At 59.1% G+C, this 18,884-nt stretch carries 20 protein-coding genes; 3 read left to right on the top strand and 17 right to left on the bottom strand.

The genetic code is table 11. From position 1 onward, the window contains the following. Nucleotides 1-218: 218 nt before the first annotated feature. From ylqF to mltG, 7 genes are all read right to left on the bottom strand, one after another. Nucleotides 219-1,145 carry a ribosome biogenesis GTPase YlqF gene (gene ylqF / locus ACHEXK_RS06810; protein ID WP_416548614.1) on the bottom strand — a complete coding sequence of 309 codons (927 nt, stop codon included), beginning with the start codon at nucleotides 1,143-1,145 and terminating at the stop codon, nucleotides 219-221. A gap of 148 nt (nucleotides 1,146-1,293) precedes the next feature. After that, nucleotides 1,294-1,575: an HU family DNA-binding protein gene (locus tag ACHEXK_RS06805; RefSeq protein WP_322991262.1), complete on the bottom strand. Its 282-nt coding sequence runs from the start codon at nucleotides 1,573-1,575 to the stop codon at nucleotides 1,294-1,296. A gap of 218 nt (nucleotides 1,576-1,793) precedes the next feature. Further along, the gene (locus ACHEXK_RS06800) at nucleotides 1,794-2,465 is read right to left on the bottom strand and encodes an ankyrin repeat domain-containing protein (RefSeq protein ID WP_416548613.1); all 672 of its coding nucleotides are present in this window, start codon (nucleotides 2,463-2,465) and stop codon (nucleotides 1,794-1,796) included. 7 nt (nucleotides 2,466-2,472) lie between these two features. After that, nucleotides 2,473-3,279: a TatD family hydrolase gene (locus ACHEXK_RS06795; RefSeq protein WP_416548612.1), complete on the bottom strand. Its 807-nt coding sequence runs from the start codon at nucleotides 3,277-3,279 to the stop codon at nucleotides 2,473-2,475. A gap of 3 nt (nucleotides 3,280-3,282) precedes the next feature. Further along, nucleotides 3,283-4,287, bottom strand: coding sequence for a DNA polymerase III subunit delta' (locus tag ACHEXK_RS06790; protein ID WP_416548611.1), 1,005 nt, complete (start codon nucleotides 4,285-4,287; stop codon nucleotides 3,283-3,285). Beyond that, nucleotides 4,284-4,925: a dTMP kinase gene (gene tmk, locus ACHEXK_RS06785; RefSeq protein ID WP_416548610.1), complete on the bottom strand. Its 642-nt coding sequence runs from the start codon at nucleotides 4,923-4,925 to the stop codon at nucleotides 4,284-4,286. Before tmk ends, ACHEXK_RS06790 begins: the two co-directional genes overlap by 4 nt. 39 nt (nucleotides 4,926-4,964) lie before the next feature. Further along, nucleotides 4,965-6,014: an endolytic transglycosylase MltG gene (mltG, locus tag ACHEXK_RS06780; RefSeq protein WP_416548609.1), complete on the bottom strand. Its 1,050-nt coding sequence runs from the start codon at nucleotides 6,012-6,014 to the stop codon at nucleotides 4,965-4,967. A gap of 36 nt (nucleotides 6,015-6,050) precedes the next feature. Here mltG and ACHEXK_RS06775 point away from each other — a divergent pair, with 36 nt between their 5' ends. Beyond that, nucleotides 6,051-7,007: a YgfZ/GcvT domain-containing protein gene (locus ACHEXK_RS06775; protein WP_416548608.1), complete on the top strand. Its 957-nt coding sequence runs from the start codon at nucleotides 6,051-6,053 to the stop codon at nucleotides 7,005-7,007. A gap of 68 nt (nucleotides 7,008-7,075) precedes the next feature. Here the strand turns inward: ACHEXK_RS06775 and ACHEXK_RS06770 are convergent, their stop codons facing one another. After that, nucleotides 7,076-7,933 (bottom strand): YbgC/FadM family acyl-CoA thioesterase, encoded by an 858-nt coding sequence (locus ACHEXK_RS06770; RefSeq protein WP_416548607.1) that lies wholly within the window; start codon nucleotides 7,931-7,933, stop codon nucleotides 7,076-7,078. Nucleotides 7,934-7,937: 4 nt separating this feature from the next. Next, on the bottom strand, nucleotides 7,938-8,900 hold the full coding sequence (locus tag ACHEXK_RS06765; protein WP_416548606.1) for an alpha/beta hydrolase fold domain-containing protein: 963 nt from the start codon (nucleotides 8,898-8,900) through the stop codon (nucleotides 7,938-7,940). A 177-nt stretch (nucleotides 8,901-9,077) separates the two neighbouring features. Here ACHEXK_RS06765 and ACHEXK_RS06760 point away from each other — a divergent pair, with 177 nt between their 5' ends. Next, entirely contained in the window at nucleotides 9,078-10,214 is a 1,137-nt protein-coding gene (locus ACHEXK_RS06760; protein ID WP_416548605.1) for an iron-containing alcohol dehydrogenase, read from the top strand. Nucleotides 10,215-10,225: 11 nt separating this feature from the next. Here ACHEXK_RS06760 and ACHEXK_RS06755 read toward each other — a convergent pair whose 3' ends face one another. The 5 genes from ACHEXK_RS06755 to ACHEXK_RS06735 are packed head-to-tail and all read right to left on the bottom strand — an operon-like array spanning nucleotide 10,226 to nucleotide 15,356. Then, on the bottom strand, nucleotides 10,226-10,609 hold the full coding sequence (locus ACHEXK_RS06755; protein WP_416548604.1) for a TfoX/Sxy family protein: 384 nt from the start codon (nucleotides 10,607-10,609) through the stop codon (nucleotides 10,226-10,228). 13 nt (nucleotides 10,610-10,622) lie between these two features. Next, the gene (locus ACHEXK_RS06750; protein WP_416548603.1) at nucleotides 10,623-11,576 is read right to left on the bottom strand and encodes a rhodanese-related sulfurtransferase; all 954 of its coding nucleotides are present in this window, start codon (nucleotides 11,574-11,576) and stop codon (nucleotides 10,623-10,625) included. A gap of 28 nt (nucleotides 11,577-11,604) precedes the next feature. Next, nucleotides 11,605-11,892 carry a DUF1330 domain-containing protein gene (locus ACHEXK_RS06745; protein WP_416548602.1) on the bottom strand — a complete coding sequence of 96 codons (288 nt, stop codon included), beginning with the start codon at nucleotides 11,890-11,892 and terminating at the stop codon, nucleotides 11,605-11,607. Nucleotides 11,893-11,901: 9 nt separating this feature from the next. Further along, nucleotides 11,902-12,987, bottom strand: a complete 1,086-nt coding sequence (locus ACHEXK_RS06740) for a phospholipase (RefSeq protein ID WP_416548601.1) — start codon at nucleotides 12,985-12,987, stop codon at nucleotides 11,902-11,904. A gap of 5 nt (nucleotides 12,988-12,992) precedes the next feature. Continuing rightward, nucleotides 12,993-15,356, bottom strand: coding sequence for a Tex family protein (locus ACHEXK_RS06735; protein ID WP_416548600.1), 2,364 nt, complete (start codon nucleotides 15,354-15,356; stop codon nucleotides 12,993-12,995). Nucleotides 15,357-15,732: 376 nt separating this feature from the next. Between ACHEXK_RS06735 and ACHEXK_RS06730 the strand changes: the two genes are divergently transcribed. Beyond that, nucleotides 15,733-16,002: a hypothetical protein gene (locus tag ACHEXK_RS06730; RefSeq protein ID WP_416548599.1), complete on the top strand. Its 270-nt coding sequence runs from the start codon at nucleotides 15,733-15,735 to the stop codon at nucleotides 16,000-16,002. Here the strand turns inward: ACHEXK_RS06730 and ACHEXK_RS06725 are convergent. Genes ACHEXK_RS06725 through ACHEXK_RS06715 form a run of 3 tightly spaced genes read right to left on the bottom strand, consistent with a single transcriptional unit; the run spans nucleotide 15,999 to nucleotide 18,862 of the window. After that, complete coding sequence (locus ACHEXK_RS06725; protein WP_416548598.1) at nucleotides 15,999-16,904, bottom strand: SDR family oxidoreductase; 906 nt, start codon at nucleotides 16,902-16,904, stop codon at nucleotides 15,999-16,001. The two genes, ACHEXK_RS06730 and ACHEXK_RS06725, sit on opposite strands and share 4 nt — an antisense overlap. Then, complete coding sequence (locus tag ACHEXK_RS06720) at nucleotides 16,901-17,836, bottom strand: glutathione S-transferase family protein (RefSeq protein WP_416548597.1); 936 nt, start codon at nucleotides 17,834-17,836, stop codon at nucleotides 16,901-16,903. The genes ACHEXK_RS06725 and ACHEXK_RS06720 overlap by 4 nt, the downstream gene beginning before the upstream one ends. A gap of 9 nt (nucleotides 17,837-17,845) precedes the next feature. Then, a complete protein-coding gene (locus tag ACHEXK_RS06715; protein WP_416548596.1) occupies nucleotides 17,846-18,862 on the bottom strand; it encodes an NADP-dependent oxidoreductase in 1,017 nt (338 codons plus the stop codon). Between the last annotated feature and the right edge of the window lie 22 nt (nucleotides 18,863-18,884).

Raw genomic sequence — 18,884 nt, 5'->3', positions numbered from 1 at the left:
GTGCAAAAAAGTCATTGATGCTGGCCGGGGCCTTGTCCATGCACAGGCGCATGTCGACCACGCCTTGGTCTTGCAGCACACCGTATCGGGTCTCGTTGTCGTGGGTGTAGCTGATGAGTCGCATGGGATTTGAACTTGCAAAGGATCACATCATCCTAGTGGATCTGGCGTCCGCTGGGTGTCACGCCCGGGCCAAGCCTGCCACCACGCTGGCGCCCTTACTTGGGTTGGGTTTTCTTGCTTTTGTCCGATGCTTCTTTGCGAACGGTTCGTTCTGCGTCGGCCTTTTTGCCTTCGGCCAGCCAAAGTGCAAACTGTTCAGGCGTTTCAAGGGTGGTGCGACCCAACGCACCCGAACGAAAGTCATGAATCACGATGTGCGCAGCCTTGGTGGTGTTGACCCGTCCACCACTTTGCATGGCACCACGACCAAAACCGATGGCTTCGAGCAGTGTTTCGTCGGTGTAACTGGGGACGTTCTCGATCTTGTAGCGGTCTGCCAGTGCTTGCGGATAATGGGCCATCAAATAGTTCAGCAACTCGAGAGCCACTTCTTCCTCGTCAAAGGCATTCACGCCAATCGCACCGCTGGCAGCCAAGTTGTAGCCACTTTGCGCCACGATGATGCGAGGCCATAAAACGCCTGGGGTGTCGTAAAGGTAAAAGTCATCGGCCAGCGCAATGCGCAATTCCTGCTTGGTGATACCCGCTTCATCGCCTGTCTTGGCTGCGCGTTTGCCTTTGAGTGTGTTGATGAGGGTGGATTTGCCCACGTTGGGGATGCCGCAAATGAGCACACGCATGGGTTTAACCATGCCGCCGCGGTTGGGCGCAAGTTGCCTACAGGCCTCGATCAGCGCCTTGGACGGCTGCGTCATGCTGGTGTCCAAGCCCATGGCGCTGACGACGGGCAGGGCGTTGTAATGGTCTAGCCAAAGGGCTGTGCGGACCGGGTCTGCGAGATCTTGCTTGCTCAGGATCTTGAGCGCGGGCTTTCCCTTGATCAGCTCAGCCAGCATGGGGTTGGCGCTGGAGCCGGGCAGTCGGGCGTCCAGCATTTCAATGACCACATCAATTTCTTTGATGCGCTCCCCAATCGCTTTGCGCGTGAGGTGCATGTGTCCAGGAAACCATTGAATCGCCATAAATGCCGCTGCTACGCAAAAAAGTCAAAGAGGGGGATTGTCGGTCACTGCGCCCGGCCCTAGGGCCTTGACCTCAGGATCAGTGCACCAAGAAAAAAGGCAGCCCGGTGATGCACCATGGCTGCCTTTCGGCGCAAGCAGTGGAGAATTACTTCTTCTTGTTGACAGCAGCTTTGAAAGCGGCGCCGGCAGTGAAGCGGGGCACAGTGGCCGCTGCGATTTTGAGCTTCTCGCCAGTGCGTGGGTTCTTGCCAACGCGCGCTGCACGCTTGGCAGCTTTGAAGGTGCCAAAGCCAATCAATTGCACATCTTGTTTTTTGGCAACGGTCTTGGTGATGATGTCCACCAAGGCGCTCACGGCACGACCAGCAGCGGCTTTGGACATGTCTGTTTCTTTGGCCAATGCTTCAATCAGTTCTGCTTTGTTCAAGATTTTTCTCCAAATGAATAGAACGGCGAGATTTTGCCATGCAACTGGTGCTGCGCAACAGATTTTTATCAAAAGCAAATCCTTGTTCATAGGATGCCACTTTACATAATATACATCGTAGGTAATTAAAGCGACGGAAACGGGCGCCGTCAAATCTGACCACAGCACCATCAAATTGGTGAAAAACCGGCTGAAGTGAATGCGGCAAGACCGAGCCCTCAGGGTTTTGCGTTTCGAGCAGCCAATCGTTGCAAACCGGTTTCGATGAGTTCTTTGGCGTTCTGGCGTTCGGCACGTACCGCAAAATCCAATGCGGTCAAACCCGCTGCATTTTTCAAGTTCAAATCCGCGCCAGCTTGGATCAACACCTTCACCGCTTGGGGGGTGCCATACATGGCCGCCATCATCAGCGGGGTTGTGCCATTGGGTGACTCGGCATCGATGTAGGCACTGTTGTTCAACAAAAACTCAATGACCTGAACATGACCGCCAGATGCGGCGTAATGCAAGGGGGTCCAACCGGTTTTGTTGACATCGGCATCGCGCTCCACCAGTTGCATGACCAAGGGCAAATGGCCTTTGAGCGCAGCCAGCATCAAGACGCTTTCGTCTTTGTCATTGCGTATTTCCACCTTGGTTTGGGGCCAACCGGCCAACAACTGGGCAACTTTCAGCGAGGGCTCACGCACTGCCAACATCAAACCAGACACGCCCGTAGGATGGATGGTGTTGGGGTCAAACCCGCGCAGCAACAATGAACGAACTGTTTTGACGTCGTCAAACTGTACCGCTTTGAAAAAATCGTCATACGAACCCGCAAAAGAGGAGTTCAAAGAGGACGAAAATCCAATAAAAACAACAAGATATTTAAAATACTTAAAGTTTTTCATGAAAATATTAATGGGCTGTTTTGGCGAACAAATTCAAGAAATTTTGCGTCGTCAAACGCCCAATAGCTTCTGAAGTGGAGCCGCGCAACTCGCCCAAAAGTTGGGCAACGTAGGGAACATAAGAGGGGTTGTTGAGTTTGCCGCGGAATGGCACGGGGGCCAAATAAGGGCTGTCGGTTTCGATCAAAAGGCGGTCATCGGGCACAAATTGAGCCACTTCACGCAAATCGGCTGCGGTTTTGAACGTCAAAATGCCCGAAAGTGAAATGTAAAAACCCAGGTCCAGCGCTGCTCGGGCGACCGCTTGGCTTTCAGTGAAGCAGTGAAAGACGCCACCTGCACACCCCGCCCCGCCTGTCTCACCCTCTTCTTTCAATATCGCCAAGGTGTCTTGCGATGCGTGGCGCGTGTGGATCACCAAAGGTAAACCCGTGTGACGTGCCGCACGAATATGGGTGCGAAAGCGTTCGCGCTGCCATTCCATGTCAGCCACGGTGCGGCCGCCTTTGCGCTCGTCCATCTGGTAGTAATCGAGACCAGTCTCACCAATGGCCACAACTTTGGGTCGGCTTGCACCTTCTAGCAAGTCCTGCAGTCTCGGCTCCATCACCCCTTCGTTGTCAGGGTGCACGCCGACCGTGGCCCACATGTTGTCATGGGCCATGGCCAAGTTGTGCACCTCGTCAAATTTTTCCATGGTGGTGCAAATGACGAGGGCTCGCGTCACTTGGGCTGCAAGCATGGCGTCCTGGATGGTGTCCAGTTGGCCCATCAGTTCAGGAAAATTCAAATGGCAGTGGGAATCGGTGTACATGGCTCAGCCCTTGAAGAGCAGGGTTTGTTGGGCGTCGGCCGTCAGCGCTTCGAGCATCAAACCCGCATTGAATGGGTGCTCCGCTGTGCGCGCAGCTTGCATCAGGCGCTTGAACCAATCGGGCAAGACCGCCGCATTGGCCTTGCTCGGTGGCAAGTGGGAAGGGTCAAAAAAACGGGGCTCAGCCCCAGTCTGGCGCAACATCAAATCATGGCAGAGCTTTTGCAAGGCATCGATGGCTTGGGCGGGACTGAGCTCGCTCAAGTGACGGGCATCACCCTGTCGCATCGCTTGGGGCAAAGCGGCCCACCATTCTGGAGACAAGCCCGTCTCGGCCTGACGCAAAACATCGTTGGGGCGACCACCAGCGCTGCGCAACAAAGCCATGGCCACGGACGGCTGAACACCCTGCAAGCTCAGCCAATTCAAAGCCTCATCGGCCACGGGCCATTTCATGGTGTGGGCCAAGCATCGGCTGCGGATGGTGGGCAGCAACATGTGCGCAGCCTCACTGGCGAGCACAAAGCGCACATCACCAGGCGGCTCTTCCAAGGTTTTGAGCAAGGTGTTCGCCGTGATGGTGTTCATGCGCTCGGCCGGGAACACCATCACCGCTTTACCGCGCCCACGTGCGTCGGTGCGTTGTGCAAATTCCACCGCGTCACGCATCGCCTCCACTCGGATCTCTTTGCTGGGCTTGCGGTTTTTTTTGTCGATCTCGTCTTGGGCTTTTTCGGACAGGGGCCAACCCAACTCGATCATCACCGTCTCAGGCATCAGGATGGCCAAGTCGGCATGGGTGCGGACGGCCACAGCGTGGCAACTGGGGCATTCACTGCAAGCGCCTTGTGGTGTGGGTTTTTCACACAACCAAGCCGACACCAAGGAAAGCGCCAACTCGTATTGGCCCAGCCCAGATGGTCCTTGCAGGAGCCAGGCATGGCCGCGCTGAGCGAGCAAGTCGCTGGTTTGGCGGGCAATCCAGGGGGCGTTCAAAACAGCGCTCATGCGCCAATCCGTTTCAGCCATTCGTTGACCACACGGCTCACGTCTGAGCCCACAGCCTCGATGCTCTGGGCGGCGTCAATGCGGACAATACGCTCTGGCATTTCAGATTGCCGCTTGGCATAAGCGGCACGCACAGCCGCGAAAAAGTCAGCAGGCTGCGATTCAAATTTGTCAGGCACACGGGCTGAAGCCAAGCGCTGCGCGGCGATATGCGGGTCCAAATCAAACCATACGGTCAGATCGGGTTGGCGCAATCGGCCATCTGGCTGGATCTGCACCATGCGCTCAAGTTGGACCAGCACTTGCCAATCAAAAGCACGCCCTCCCCCTTGGTAGGCAAAGGTGGCATCGGTGAAACGATCGCACAGCAACACATCGCCTCGGGCCAAGGCGGGCTCAATCACCAGCACCAAGTGCTCGCGCCGTGCGGCAAACATCAACAGCGCCTCGGTCAGCGCGTCCATGGGCTGGTGCAAAACCAGTTCACGCAGGCTTTCAGAAAGGGGCGTGCCGCCGGGCTCGCGTGTGAGCACCACCGCCCTGCCCGCTTCTCGGAAGCGCTGCGCCACACGATCGATGTGTGTGGATTTACCCGCACCGTCGATGCCTTCAAAACTGATGAACAAACCGCGTGTCATGGAGTGTGAGATATGGGAAAACCCGATTGTCGCAGGCTCTCAATCGGGGGTCGCAGCCATGCCACGTTGATAACGGTTGACGGCCCGATTGTGCTCATCGAGCGTGGCACTGAAGTGGCTGCTGCCATCGCCCTTCGCCACAAAGTACAGCGCTTGCGTTTGGGCAGGTTGAACCGCCGCCAACAACGCTTCACGGCCTGGCATGGCAATGGGTGTCGGCGGCAAACCACCACGGGTGTAGGTGTTCCATGGGTTGTCGGTCTGCAAATGGACGCGGCGTAAGTTGCCATCAAAGGCTGGGCCCAAACCATAAATCACGGTGGGGTCCGTCTGTAAACGCATGCCAATGCGCAGTCGGTTGTTGAACACGCCCGAAATCAAAGGTCGATCTGAGCCTCTGCCAGTTTCTTTCTCAACGATACTGGCCAAAACCAACACCTCCTCGGGAGACTTGAGCGACAGGCCCGGCTGACGCAACTGCCAAGCCTGCTGCACATGTTTGTCCATGGACTTCATGGCTCGTTTCAAGACAGCCAAATCGCTGGCCCCTTTGGCGTAGGCGTAAGTGTCTGGGTAAAAACGTCCCTCTGGGGCCACACCGGGTCGCCCCAACTGGGCCATCAAGGCCTCATCGGTCAGGGTCTGACTCTCGGGCTTGAGGTTCTCGGCCTTGGCCAAGGCCTGACGAACTTGTCGCCAGTTCCACCCCTCCACAATCGTCACCGTGCGCAGGCTTTCTTCGCCTCGCACCAACATGTTCAACAAGCGCTGAGGGCTGGTTCCTGGCAAGATTTCGTAGCTGCCGGCACGCATCTGCCGCGACTGACCCGACAAACGGAACCAGATGTAAAGCATTGACGCTGACACATCGGCTCCAGCATCCTGCACGGCTTGTGCGATGGCTTTGGGAGAGGTTCCTGGTTCAATCGACACATCCAGGGTGGTTTGGCGTGTGTCCATGGGATGTTGAATCCACCAAACAGCGGCTGCGACCAGCAGCAAGGCCAACAGAGAAAGGCTGGTCAATAACTTCATCAAGCCTTTGAGCACGGCCATGTCCTTGTTCAAGTGTCGAAAACGTGGGGGCATGATAATTCAGGCCTTGCCAGAGGACAGAGCCGTCACATGAACACCCTTGAAGAAAACAGCCCTCAACTGATCTCCGCGCTGAACGGCGTCAGCGCCGTTCCGCACTTGGGCGTGATCCAAGCGCAAGGCGAAGATGCTGCCCATTTTTTGCACAACCAATTGAGCAACGACGTGCTGTTGCTGCCTGTGGGGCAGGCTCGCCTGGCGGCTTTTTGCTCGGCCAAGGGGCGCATGCAGGCCAGCTTTGTGGTGATCAAAACTGCGCCCGACACCGTTTTGCTGGTCTTGAGCCTGGATTTGCTGGCCGCAACGCTCAAACGGCTGTCCATGTTTGTGCTGCGGGCCAAAGTCAAAATGACCGACGCAACGGGCCAATGGCAGTTGCGCGGTTTGCTGGGCGACAGCGTACGGGCTGTGATGGGCGAAGCCGGTCCTTGGCAGACCTCGAGCCGAGAGGGTGTGTTCACGGTGGCCCTGTATCCTGCCCTGCTGGGCGGGACCAAAATTCCCCGCGCTTTGTGGATCGCCCCTGCGGAAAAAGCCCTGCCTGCAGGCGGCGATGTCCCAACGAAGGTCTGGCAATGGGCCGAAGTGATGAGCGGCGTCACGCTGGTCAGTCAACCATTGTTTGAGGCCTTCGTGCCCCAAATGATGAATTACGAATCGGTGGGGGGCGTGAACTTCAAAAAAGGTTGCTATCCGGGACAAGAGGTGGTGGCCCGCAGCCAGTTCCGCAGCAGTTTGAAGCGCCGCACAGCCTTGGTGTACAGCCCGGTGGCCTTGACGGCCGGTGAACATGTGTTCACCACCACGGATCCCGAGCAGCCGTGCGCCACCGTGGTGTTGGGTGCTGCGCGGCCGCAAGGTCAAGGCTTTGATGCGCTGGTCAGCGGCACGCTGGAGAGCCTGGAGTCCGGCTGGCGGCATGCGAGCGCCGAGGGTGCGCAGCTGACGCTGCAAGCGCTGCCTTACGCTTTGCTCGAAGACATCTAAAAGCTTTTTTGCGCAGTCCCCCGTGAGGTCGAGGCTTGCACGGGTCTTGGGCCCCGAGTGCGAGTCGCTCAGAGGTCGCGCACCATCTCGATGTGAGAAATCCCCGCCTCCTCAAACAGGGCACCGCGCGGTGCAAAACCTGAGCGCAGATAAAAGCTTTCGGCGCTGCACTGGGCGTGCAAGACAACTTGGGTATCGCCCCGGTGCGCTGCGGCGTCCATCAAAACGTGCAGCACTCGGCGACCCAGAGCGCTGCCGCGCATTTGTTTTTTGACCGCCATGCGACCAATGCGGGCCACACCAGGCGCGTGTTGCAGCAGCCGGCCTGTCGCCAGGGTCATGCCCATGCGGTTCAGGGCCACGGCGTGCAAGGCGGTCTCGTCATCGTTGTCCCATTCCATCTCGGCGGGCACTTTTTGCTCATTGACAAACACCTCGGTGCGCAGCGGACTGGCCAATTTTTGAAAATCGCGCCAAGAACCCACATGCACCTGCACCATGTCTTCGCCACGCTCAAAGCTGTGGATCATGTCGCGCAGCGCTTCAGGAATGGGCTGGCTCTTTTTGGCCACCGGGTCGGCAAACACATAAACCAGTTCACTGGTGATCAGCAACTCATCTCCTCGGAAAATGGCCCCCACAAATCGCATGGACGATGTGCCCATGCGCTCGCAGCGCATGCACACGTCTAAAAAATCGTCCATTTCCGCGCTGGTGTGGTACTCGATGCTGGCTTTTTTCACAAACAAATCACCGCCCAGCTGGTGCATGGTCTCGGCGTAGGGCATGGCCAGTTGGCGCCAATAGTCGGTGACGGCCGTATCGAAGTACATGAGGTAGTGACCGTTGAAGACGATCTTTTGCATGTCCACCTCGACCCAGCGCACGCGCAAGCGGTAAGCAAAACGGAAGTCCTGGCGTTTCATGGGTTCAACTTTCAAAAGCATTTTTCAGGGCACGGCCGGCATCGGCATGGGCGGTCAAGGCATCAGGAATGGCTCGGCCCATGGTGATGAAACCGTGGATCACGCCTTTGTAGATGTCCAGATCGACCGCCACACCCGCCATGCGCAGGGTATCGGCGTATTGCACGCCTTCGTCCACCAGCGGGTCGCATTCGGCCAAACCGATCCAAGCGGGGGCCAGACCTGCGTGATCGCTTGCATTCATAGGGGCAAAACGCCAGTCCTCGCGCTCGGCTTGGTCGATGTAATTGGCAAAAAACCAGTCCACCGTGTCCTTATCGAGCATGAAGCCTTCTGCAAACGTGTGGTGCGAAGCGGTGTCTTGATGGGCAACGCAACCAGGGTAAAACAACAGCTGCAGGCGCAGGGGCAGACCGGCATCACGGGCCATCAAGGCGCATACAGCCGCCAAAGTGCCGCCCGCGCTGTCGCCTCCCACGGCCAAGCGCGTGGAGTCCAGCCCCAGGGTCTGGCCATGTTGGTGCAGCCAGTTCAGGGCGTCCCAGCTGTCATGCACCGCCGTTGGAAAGCGGTGCTCCGGCGCGAGCCGGTAGTCCAGCGACACCACGGCGCACAACCCAAGGCGCGAGAGTTGGCGGCACAACACATCGTGGGTCGTCAGGCTCCCGACCGAGAAACCACCACCGTGGATGTACAACAAAACAGGCAAAGGGGTCTGACTTCGCGGGGCATACAACCGGGCCGGCAAAGTGTGGCCATCGCGGGCTGGCAAGCTGATGTTTTCCACCCGATCCACCTGGGGCGCGGGCTGCAGGTCCAACATCGGCCCACCAATGTCGTAAAACTGACGCGCCTGCGCCGGTGTCATGGCGGCCATGGGCGGGCGGCCTGCGCGGTGCACCCGCTCGATCAGGCTGCGCGTGGCGGTGTTCAGCAAGGCGCGGGGGTTGGTGTGGTGGCTGCTCATGGATAGGGAAGCGGAGAACCTTGTCGATGACAGCAGGTGGGGGCAGCAAGGCAAACAAGGGCGACAGCCCCGGCCTTGCACGAGCGCGTTCCTGCATCAAAATGGACCTTGATCGTACATCCCCCTGCCCTGCTGTTCTGTCACGTCCGAACCTGGGCTCTTGATTGGAGTTTTCTCATGTCCTTCATCAACTACGTCACCCAGATCCAAATCGACTTTGGCGCTGTGAAACTCTTGCAAGCCGAATGCGAGCGCGTGGGCATTCGCAAGCCCCTGATCGTGACCGATGCTGGTGTCAAAGCCGCTGGCGTGCTGCAAAAAGCGCTGAACGCCCTGCCCGACCTGCCCGTCAACGTGTTTGATCAGACCCCCTCCAACCCGACCGAGTCGGCAGTTCGCGCCGCAGCGGCCATGTACAAGCAGCAGGGATGTGACGGTCTGATCGCGGTGGGTGGTGGCTCGGCGATTGACTGCGCCAAAGGCGTGGCCATTGCCGTGAGCCATGAAGGCCCGCTCAAAACCTACGCCACCATCGAAGGCGGATCGCTCAAAATCACCGACCGCGTGGCCCCCATCATCGCCGTGCCCACCACCAGCGGCACGGGCAGCGAAGTGGCTCGGGGCGCGATTTTGATTCTGGACGACGGCCGAAAAGTGGGCTTCCATTCATGGTTCATCGTGCCCAAAGCCGCCATTTGTGACCCTGAATTGACCTTGGGCCTGCCGCCCATCCTGACGGCCGCCACGGGCATGGACGCGGTGGCGCACTGCATGGAAACCTTCATGGCAGCGCCCTTCAACCCGCCCGCAGACGGCATCGCGCTCGACGGTTTGGCCCGGGGCTGGGCGCACATCGAACGTGCCACCGTCAACGGTCAGGACCGCGATGCACGCCTGAACATGATGAGCGCCAGCATGCAAGGCGCCATGGCTTTCCAAAAAGGCCTGGGCTGCGTGCACTCGCTCAGCCACAGCTTGGGCGGGGTCAACCCGCGCCTGCACCATGGCACGTTGAACGCCATGTTTTTGCCGGCGGTGGTGAAGTTCAACGCGGCGGCTGAAAGCGTGCAAAAAGAAAACCGCCTCAACCGCATGGCCCAGGCCATGGGTCTGGAAAGTGGCTCAGACATCCCCGACGCCATCCGCGACATGTGCGCCCGACTGGGCCTGCCCACCGGACTGGGTGCCATGGGCGTGACCGAGGGCCTGTTTGACGCCGTCATCACTGGGGCGCTGGCCGACCACTGCCACAAGACCAACCCGCGCATCGCCTCGGCCGACGAATACCGGGACATGCTGCGGACCAGCATGTGATGTTCAAGGGTTCACGCCCGACGGGCTCGGGCTGCCTTTTTGTCTGCCCACTTGGCTTTGGCCTGCGCCTTGGCCAAATGGCCTCGCACAGCAGCATCCCACGATGACTTGGCCCAGCACACGGCTTCTTCTGGCGCATCCAAAATGGAATCTGGCGCGGCCCAATACGACAACGCCACGTCTTTGCCTTTCATGGGGTAAGTGAAAGGTGCAAGGCCCAGTGCCTCGAATTGGGGGCGGTTGACCACATCGGCTTTGAGGTACAGACGCTGGTCCATGACGATGGCGAACATCAGCCCCTCGTGGTACAGGCCATGGCCGCCAAACATGCGACGGGCCGACACAGGGGCCCAATCTTCCAGCAACTCGAGCACAAAAGGAATGAAGTCGCTCATCGGCGATGGCGTCTCAGGGTGCGTCGTGGTGGGGCATCTTGGCGCCCACATGCAACTCGCCCCGTGACTCGGCCAGCTCGACCTGGCGCTGGCGTTCGGCCAATTTTTCCTTTTGCTCGGGCGTGCGCTGGTCATGGCAGTGGTCACAGCTCACGCCCAATACGTAATGGGGCGACTGTTTGTCTTGTTCGCTCAGTGGCCAGCGGCAAGAACGGCACAGCGCGTGGCTGCCCAAACCGAGGCCGTGGCCCACGCTCACGCGTTCGTCGAACACAAAGCACTCGCCTTCCCAGATGCTTTGCTCTGGTGGGATTTCTTCCAGGTACTTGAGGATGCCGCCTTCGAGGTGGTACACCTCGTCAAAACCGCGCATTTTCATGAGCGCGGTGGATTTCTCGCAGCGGATGCCGCCTGTGCAGAACATGGCCACCTTGGTCTTTTTGGCGGCTTCGCCTTGCAAATGGGGCTGTGCGTCCAGCCACGCGGGCAGTTGCACAAAGTTCTTGATGTTGGGGTTGACCGCGCCCCTGAAGGTGCCAATCGCCACCTCGTAGTCGTTGCGCGTGTCGATGACCACCACATCCGGGTCGGCCAGCAAAGCGTTCCAGTCGGCGGGTTTGACGTATTGGCCCACCGTCTTGTTGGGGTCCAACTCGGGCACACGCAAGGTCACGATTTCCTTCTTGAGCTTGACCTTCATCCGGGTGAAGGGCGGTTTGGGACTCCAGGACTCTTTGTGAACCAGACTGGCCAGGCGAGCATCGGCCCTTAAAAAAGTCAGCACGGCGCGGATGCCCGCTTCAGGCCCGGCCACCGTGCCGTTGATGCCTTCGCGGGCCAAGAGCAAGGTGCCTTTGACTTCGTTGGCCTCGCAACAGGCTTGTAAAGGCGCTTGGAGCGCCTCGAAATCGGACAAATCAACAAATTTGTAGAGGGCGGCGGTGAGGTAAAGAGGAGCGGTCGACATGCGTTTATTATCCACTTGCTGATCAGGGTTATGTGGCATAAGCCGTCAAAACGACATCGGCCGCATCTTGGCGCAATGGAATCAGCTTTTGGTAGGCCTCAGAGCCATGCCAGCCTTGGGCCAGTTCCAAAGTTGGAAAACGGATCACCACGATGTCGGGGTGAAGATTAACGCCCGAAAACGACAGCGCCTGCTCACCCCGAAACACGAGTTCTCCGTCAAAAGGCAACAAGGTGGCCAAGACCTGCGATCGGTATTGCGTCCATTTTTCGGGATCTTTCACGGTCATTTGACCGACAACGAAGGCTTCAGACATGGGTGATCCTTACAAAGCTTGAACCACAGACGCGTCGGGCTTGTGCAACCAACGGCTGAACTCTTCTGCCAATTGCTGACTGGCCTGGGTCGCCGCGCTCCACACCTTGACCCGTCCCGCCCAATCTCGGTCGTAGGTCATGAAATCCTTGCGGTCAGGCAATTTGCCGTTCGGCAGGGTTTTGACCCATTCGGGATTCGGGGCCAAGACGATGGTGCGGTCCAGAAATGGGGTTGCGCCGTGCCGCCACTTGAGCGCTTTGTCGAGCCAGCCCGGGACCACGCTTTTCTGAAAATGCGGGTACAGCACGATGGCCCGATCCGGACCGTGGCTTGGCGCTGTCCAGTTCAGGTGCAGGTGGTAGTCGGTGATGCCGCCGTCCCAATAGGCCCCAGCGGGTGCACCGGGAATGTCGTGCACGGCTTTCAAGGCAAAGGGGATGGCGCAGCTCGCTTGCAGCGCAGGCATGAAATTGCCCTCGGTCAATGCCACAGAGCGGGTGCGAAAGTCTTGCACGTCAAAAGGGAGATCTGCGCTTTGCGCAGAAAACACCACCCGCTCCAGCCAAGCACCCAAGGCCCGGCGATGCAAGGCGTTGCTGAGGTAAGCCCCGGCGTAACCCAGTGGCGTGGCCACAGGGTGTTCACGGTGCAAGATATGCCGACCGCGTGAGGTGACGATGTGCAGTTTGTATCGCGGGTGGCTGAGCACCTCAGCGATGCGGCCACCATAAAAAGCTTGTAGGCTTTGGCCAAAGGCATCACTGATTTGCTGGGCGCTCACGCGCTTTTGACCCGGCAGCGGCTCGTAATGCTGGCGGATGTAGTCGTGCTCCAGCCGCTCAAATGCAGCCACTGAAGGGTTCAGGCAAGCCGTGGCCATGCGCCACGCGCCAATCGACGCGCCCACCAAATCCACGGCCTGTGTGCTCTGGGCCAGCCAGTCGCCAAAAATGAAGCGATCCAGCGGCCCCAGGATCAAACCTTTGGGGCCACCTGCGGCACCGGGGATGACGCCGATGTGTTCAGGCCGCAGGCCATGGGCGCGGATGTGGGCCAGGGCCTTGGGGCCCGCATGGATGTGGAGGGCTTGCACGGTGCTTATTTTTTCAAGCTCTGCAGCTTGGCAAAAGCGCTGGCCATGGCCGAGCCTGCCCCTGGAGCGGGTGGTGAGGTGTAGCCACCGCCGCTGCCACGCTGTCGGTTGTCCCGCCCTGCCCCTTCAAACTTGTTGTCTCTGGGGCCATCGCGCCGTGCAGGCGCAGCGTCCAGCTTCATGGTCAGGCTGATGCGTTTGCGGGCCACATCGACTTCGAGCACCTTCACTTTGACGATGTCGCCGGTTTTGACCACTTCGCGGGCGTCGGTGACGAACTTGTTGGCCAACTGGCTCACATGGACCAGGCCATCTTGGTGCACGCCCAGGTCCACAAAAGCGCCAAACTGGGCCACGTTGCTCACGGTGCCCTCCAAGGTCATGCCTTCTTTCAGGTCCTTGATGTCTTCAACACCGTCGGCCAATCGGGCCACTTTGAAGTCGGGACGCGGGTCACGGCCGGGCTTTTCCAGCTCGCCCAAAATGTCTTTGATGGTCACTGCACCGAATTTGTCGTTCACAAACAGCTCGGGCTTGAGGGTTTTGAGCACATCCGAACGGCCCATGATCTCTTGAATAGGCTTGGCGGTTTTGACAATGATCTGCTCGACCACTGGGTAAGTCTCTGGGTGGACACCGGTCATGTCCAGTGGGTTGTCGCCGCCGCGAATGCGCAAAAAACCAGCGCTTTGCTCAAAAGTCTTGGCACCCAGGCCGGTCACTTTGAGCAAGTCCTGGCGGGTTTTGAACACGCCGTTGGCATCGCGCCAGCGCACCACGGCCTTGGCCACGCTGCCCGACAGGCCCGACACGCGGGTGAGCAAGGGGACGCTGGCTGTGTTCAGGTCCACACCCACCGAGTTCACGCAGTCTTCGACCACAGCGTCCAGCGTTTTGGCCAGCTCGCTCTGGTTCACGTCGTGCTGGTACTGGCCCACACCAATCGCTTTGGGGTCGATCTTGACCAATTCAGACAATGGGTCTTGCAGACGGCGGGCAATGGATGCGGCGCCGCGCAGACTCACGTCCACGTCGGGCATTTCTTGTGATGCAAATTCGCTGGCGCTGTAAACCGAAGCGCCGGCCTCGCTGACCACCACTTTCTGAATCTCCACCGCATCGGTCAAACGCGACAACTGTTTGATCAGATCACCGGCCAGTTTGTCGGTCTCGCGGCTGGCGGTGCCATTGCCTATGGCGATCAGGTTAACGTGGTGCTTTTCGCAAAGCTTGGCGAGGGTGAACAGCGAACCCTCCCAGTCTTTGCGGGGCTCGTGGGGGTAAACGGTGGTGGTGTCGACCAGCTTGCCGGTGGCGTCCACCACGGCCACTTTCACACCGGTGCGGATGCCTGGATCCAGGCCCATGACCACGCGGGGGCCTGCAGGCGCGGCCAGCAGCAGGTCGCGTAGGTTGTCGCTGAACACCTTGATGGCGACTTTTTCAGCCTCTTCGCGCAAGCGTGTGAACAAGTCCCGCTCCGTGGACAGGCTCAATTTCACGCGCCAGGTCCAGGCCACGCATTTGCGGATCAGGTCATCCGAGGGGCGTGCTGCATGGCTCCATCCCAAATGCAAGGCGATCTTGCCTTCGGCGATGCTGGGTTGGCCGGGCTCGGGCTCCACGGGCAGCACCAGCTTGGCGTCCAGCATTTCCAGCGCCCTGCCCCGGAATACGGCCAATGCCCGGTGTGAGGGCACGCGCCCGATGGGCTCGTCGTAGTCGAAGTAATCGCGGAACTTGGACACATCGGCGTTGTTTTCGTCTTTGCCGTCGGCCAACTTGCTTTTGAAGAGGCCCTCGTTCCACAGCCATTCGCGCAGGGCTTGCACCAAAGAAGCGTCTTCGGCCCAGCGCTCGCTCAGCAGGTCGCGCACACCGTCGAGTACGGCGGCGGTGGTCGTGAAGTCCGCGCCTTCAATGGCGCCCGCAGCCAGCACAAACGCTTGGGCCTCGGCGTGCGGGTCGAGACGCGGGTCGGCCAACAGCTTGTCCGCCAAGGGCTCCAGACCCGCTTCACGGGCGATCATGCCCTTGGTACGGCGCTTGGGTTTAAAGGGCAAGTAAAGGTCTTCCAGCTCTTGCTTGGTGGCCGCAGCGTCGATGGCGGCCAGCAACACGGGGGTCATCTTGCCCTGCTCGGTGATGCTCTTGATCACGGCTGCGCGGCGGTCCTCAAGTTCGCGCAAATAACCCAAACGCGACGCCAACTCTCGCAACTGGATGTCGTCCAAGCCGTCGGTCACTTCTTTGCGGTAACGGGCAATGAAGGGAACGGTCGCCCCCCCATCGAGCAGTTCGACAGCGGTTTTGACCTGCTCAAGGCGGATTCGGATTTCTGCGGCCAGTTGGGCCAGGATTTTCTGCATGTCTCAGGTCACATCTCGGGGGAAAACGGTCAAGTTTGCCACAACCGCTCTCAGGAGCCGGCCACATCCAACCCTCCAATGGGCGATTTTTGAATTCAAAATTTCGAAAAAAATTACAAATTCATACTGCAAACGGCGAAATAACGGGTCATAAACCATCAAAAATATAAAATTGATACAAAATTAAGAAAAATCAATTTTAAAGTTCATGGTGTTTTTTATGTTTGAATTGCAAATCATTCTGAAATGCTGGGCCCAATGGGCCGTTGCGGGGGGACTGCTTGTGTCCCTCACAGGCTGCCAGTCGATGGGAGGGGGCAGGATACCCGCATCAGAATGGCGCAGCTTCACCCCATTGGCAAAGGACAAGCGAATCATGCAAGAGGTGCACCTGCGTTGGGAAATGAGGGCCGATGTGGCCCAAATCTGTGCCCGGTCCATCGGCATGGGGCATCAACAGGCGAACATCACCCCCCCGGCGGCCTGTGCAATTTGGGACGTGACCACCCAGGAGTGCTTGATCATCACCGGGCCCCAAACCTCTCATCTGGTTCTAGGACACGAGGTACGGCATTGTTTTGAAGGCCACTTCCACCCATTCACACCAGCGCCCATGGCGCTGGACACCATGAAAGGATGGCCCTAAGCAGAGCGCAAGGCTTGGCGCAAACCTTCACCCAATTCAGGACGCGCCGCAAAAGGGTCAGGTGGGTTGATGCCCTGAACAATGGCTTCCATCCGGCTTTGCACATTGCCCAAGGCTTGCGGGTGGCTGTAGATGTAAAACTGGCCTTGGGCCACGGCATCAAACACTTTTTGCGCCACATCGGCGGCCGAGACTTTGCCACTGCCCACGGCTTTGTCGCTTTGCGCTTGGCCAATCAACTGGCTGGCGGTGGGTTTTTCTGCCGCCAGCTCGGATGGGCGGTTGCGATGGCTCTGGCTGATGCCGGTCGGCACAAAATAAGGGCACAACACACTGGCACTGACTTGGTCACTGACCAATTGCAGGTCTTGGTACAAAGTTTCAGTCAACGACACCACCGCATGTTTGCTCACGTTGTAGATGCCCATATTGGGCGGTGTGAGCAAACCGGCCATGCTGGCGGTATTGACGATGTGGCCTTGGTAGGCCGCATCGGCCTTGGCAGCTTCGAGCATCATGGGGGTGAACAGGCGCACGCCGTGTACCACGCCCCAGAGGTTGACACCCAAGACCCATTCCCAGTCGGCGACCGAGTTTTCCCAAACCAGCCCACCGGCGCCCACGCCCGCGTTGTTGAACACGAAGTGGGGCGCACCAAAACGGGCTTTCACGTCGGCAGCGAGCTGCTCCATGGCCTGGGCATTGGACACGTCGACCTTGCGGGCCAGCACCTGTGCACCGTGTGCTGTCATTTCGGCTGCAGCTTTGTCGAGGGCATCTTGCTGCACATCGACCAACACGAGGTTCATGCCCAACTTGGCACCAATGCGGGCGCATTCCAGCCCGAAGCCCGAGCCTGCGCCCGTCAGGACAGCGGTTTTGCCTTGGAAGTTGTCAATCATGGGGAAACCTTTTTGAGCGTGAACCCGACACGCGGGAAATGGACATGGACAGTGCCCGAACGATCACCGGTTCGGCGCAAGGTGTAACGGCTGTGGGTGGCGGCCACCAGTTCGCCCTCGGTGGGCTCCAGCCCAAAGTTGTCGGCGGCGATCGCCACCAAGCTGCCCAGCGCGATGCCGTGCTCGTCTTGGAACGCCCCGCCCTGCAGTGCTGCGGGCGTGGCGTTGTGGGCGACTTGAAGGGCGTCTTCGCCACGCAAGGGGCTGTGGCTGCCGTGGCCGATGGCCTGCATGCGGGCCATCCAAGACTTGAGTTCAGGCGTGGCATCCAAAATGGTGGCCAGTGCAGGCGTGCGCGCTTGGGTGAACCACAGCGGGTGATAAGCCGCAAAGTCCGCCACACAGGGCCGGGTACCGAACAAAAAGTCTTGCCCCTGCAGCATGTTGGCCAGTCGCCGCAAATAACATTTGTAGGTGGCGGATGCGTCGGTGAACGCCATGCGCGGCGCACCACCGCGCATGGCGGCGCGGTCGGCCACAAAGGCTTGTACCCCTTCGGCGGGCGTGCTTGCAAAGACTTGCGCCACACCTGCGGGTTGGAAGTTGTAGGCCATGGCCACCGGGAACAAGGCGCTGTCGGCCCATTGCGCCACGATCTGGGCGGCGCCTTGGGTGGCATCAGGGTAAAGCGTGGCCGCTGGGGCCAACTGCTCCAGCACATCACAAATCAAGGCGGTGTCGCAATAAATGTCGGCTCCGATCTGCAGCACCGGCGTTTTGCGGTAACCGCCCGTGAGCGCCGTCAGGTCAGGTTTGGGCATGATCATCGGGATGAACACACTCTGCCAAGGCAACTGTTTGTAGCCAAGAATCAGACGAATCTTTTCTGCAAACGGCGAGTTCGGGTAGTGGTGCAGGATCGGATCGGACATGCGCGGGCCTCAGATCAGCTTGACCAACTGCTTGCCAAAGTTTTTGCCTTTGAGCAAGCCCAAGAAAGCCTCGGGCGCAGCGGCCAAGCCTTGGGCCACGGATTCGCGGGGACGCAGTTTGCCGGTGCCCACCAGGGTGCCAAGCTCTTGCAGGGCTTCGGGCCAGACTTCCATGTGCTCACTCACAATGAAGCCTTCGATCTTCATGCGGTTGACCAAAATCAAAGCGGGGTTGGCCATGGGCAGTGGTGCGCCGTCGTAGCCCGCGATCATGCCGCACACGGCAATGCGTGCGAAAGCGTTGGTGCGCAGCATCACCGCGTCGAGCACCATGCCGCCCACGTTTTCAAAGTGGCCGTCGATGCCATTCGGGCAAGCCTCGCGCAGGGCTTTGGACAGGCTCAGGTAGTCCTTGTGCACTTTGTAATCAATGCAGGCGTCAAAGCCCAATTCATTGACCACGTAGTCGCATTTGTCTTTGCCGCCCGCAATGCCGACCACGCGGCAGCCACGGGCTTTGGCCAATGCGCCGTAAGCGCTGCCCACTGCGCCACTGGCCGCGCTCACGGTCACCGTCTCGCCCGCCTTGGGGTTGATGATTTTGACCAGGCCATACCAAGCGGTCACGCCAGGCATGCCCACAGCGCCCAAATAGTGCGACAGCGGCACATGCGTGGTGTCGACCTTGCGCAGTGCGCCAATCACATGGGCATCCACCACGCTGTACTCTTGCCAGCCGCCCATGCCGACGACTTGGTCACCGGCTTTGAATTTGGGATGGCGGCTGTCCACCACCTCGCCCACGGTGCCGCCGATCATGACTTCGCCCAAAGGCTGGGGCACCGCGTAGCTTTTGCTCTCGTTCATGCGGCCGCGCATGTAGGGATCCAAACTCATGTAGTGGTGGCAAACCAACACCTGGCCGTCTTGCAGTTCGGGCAAAGGCACCTCGACCATTTTGAAGTTGCTGGCGGTGGCTTCGCCTTGAGGGCGGTTGTCTAAAACGATGCGGTGGTTGATGGGCATGAAGGTCTCCGGTAGGTTGGAA

Origin of the sequence: Limnohabitans sp. DCL3 (assembly GCF_048019295.1) — a bacterium.
Classification (GTDB): domain Bacteria; phylum Pseudomonadota; class Gammaproteobacteria; order Burkholderiales; family Burkholderiaceae_C; genus Limnohabitans_A.
This window is presented reverse-complemented; position numbering and strand designations above follow the sequence as displayed.

Bases quoted from the DNA above. Each gene is read 5' to 3' on its own strand.
- ylqF (WP_416548614.1), bottom strand. From the start codon at position 1,145: ATGGCGATTCAATGGTTTCCTGGACACATGCACCTCACGCGCAAAGCG.
- ACHEXK_RS06800 (WP_416548613.1), bottom strand. From the start codon at position 2,465: ATGAAAAACTTTAAGTATTTTAAATATCTTGTTGTTTTTATTGGATTT.
- ACHEXK_RS06795 (WP_416548612.1), bottom strand. From the start codon at position 3,279: ATGTACACCGATTCCCACTGCCATTTGAATTTTCCTGAACTGATGGGC.
- ACHEXK_RS06790 (WP_416548611.1), bottom strand. From the start codon at position 4,287: ATGAGCGCTGTTTTGAACGCCCCCTGGATTGCCCGCCAAACCAGCGAC.
- tmk (WP_416548610.1), bottom strand. From the start codon at position 4,925: ATGACACGCGGTTTGTTCATCAGTTTTGAAGGCATCGACGGTGCGGGT.
- mltG (WP_416548609.1), bottom strand. From the start codon at position 6,014: ATGCCCCCACGTTTTCGACACTTGAACAAGGACATGGCCGTGCTCAAA.
- ACHEXK_RS06775 (WP_416548608.1), top strand. From the start codon at position 6,051: ATGAACACCCTTGAAGAAAACAGCCCTCAACTGATCTCCGCGCTGAAC.
- ACHEXK_RS06770 (WP_416548607.1), bottom strand. From the start codon at position 7,933: ATGAAACGCCAGGACTTCCGTTTTGCTTACCGCTTGCGCGTGCGCTGG.
- ACHEXK_RS06765 (WP_416548606.1), bottom strand. From the start codon at position 8,900: ATGAGCAGCCACCACACCAACCCCCGCGCCTTGCTGAACACCGCCACG.
- ACHEXK_RS06760 (WP_416548605.1), top strand. From the start codon at position 9,078: ATGTCCTTCATCAACTACGTCACCCAGATCCAAATCGACTTTGGCGCT.
- ACHEXK_RS06755 (WP_416548604.1), bottom strand. From the start codon at position 10,609: ATGAGCGACTTCATTCCTTTTGTGCTCGAGTTGCTGGAAGATTGGGCC.
- ACHEXK_RS06750 (WP_416548603.1), bottom strand. From the start codon at position 11,576: ATGTCGACCGCTCCTCTTTACCTCACCGCCGCCCTCTACAAATTTGTT.
- ACHEXK_RS06745 (WP_416548602.1), bottom strand. From the start codon at position 11,892: ATGTCTGAAGCCTTCGTTGTCGGTCAAATGACCGTGAAAGATCCCGAA.
- ACHEXK_RS06735 (WP_416548600.1), bottom strand. From the start codon at position 15,356: ATGCAGAAAATCCTGGCCCAACTGGCCGCAGAAATCCGAATCCGCCTT.
- ACHEXK_RS06730 (WP_416548599.1), top strand. From the start codon at position 15,733: ATGCAAGAGGTGCACCTGCGTTGGGAAATGAGGGCCGATGTGGCCCAA.
- ACHEXK_RS06725 (WP_416548598.1), bottom strand. From the start codon at position 16,904: ATGATTGACAACTTCCAAGGCAAAACCGCTGTCCTGACGGGCGCAGGC.
- ACHEXK_RS06720 (WP_416548597.1), bottom strand. From the start codon at position 17,836: ATGTCCGATCCGATCCTGCACCACTACCCGAACTCGCCGTTTGCAGAA.
- ACHEXK_RS06715 (WP_416548596.1), bottom strand. From the start codon at position 18,862: ATGCCCATCAACCACCGCATCGTTTTAGACAACCGCCCTCAAGGCGAA.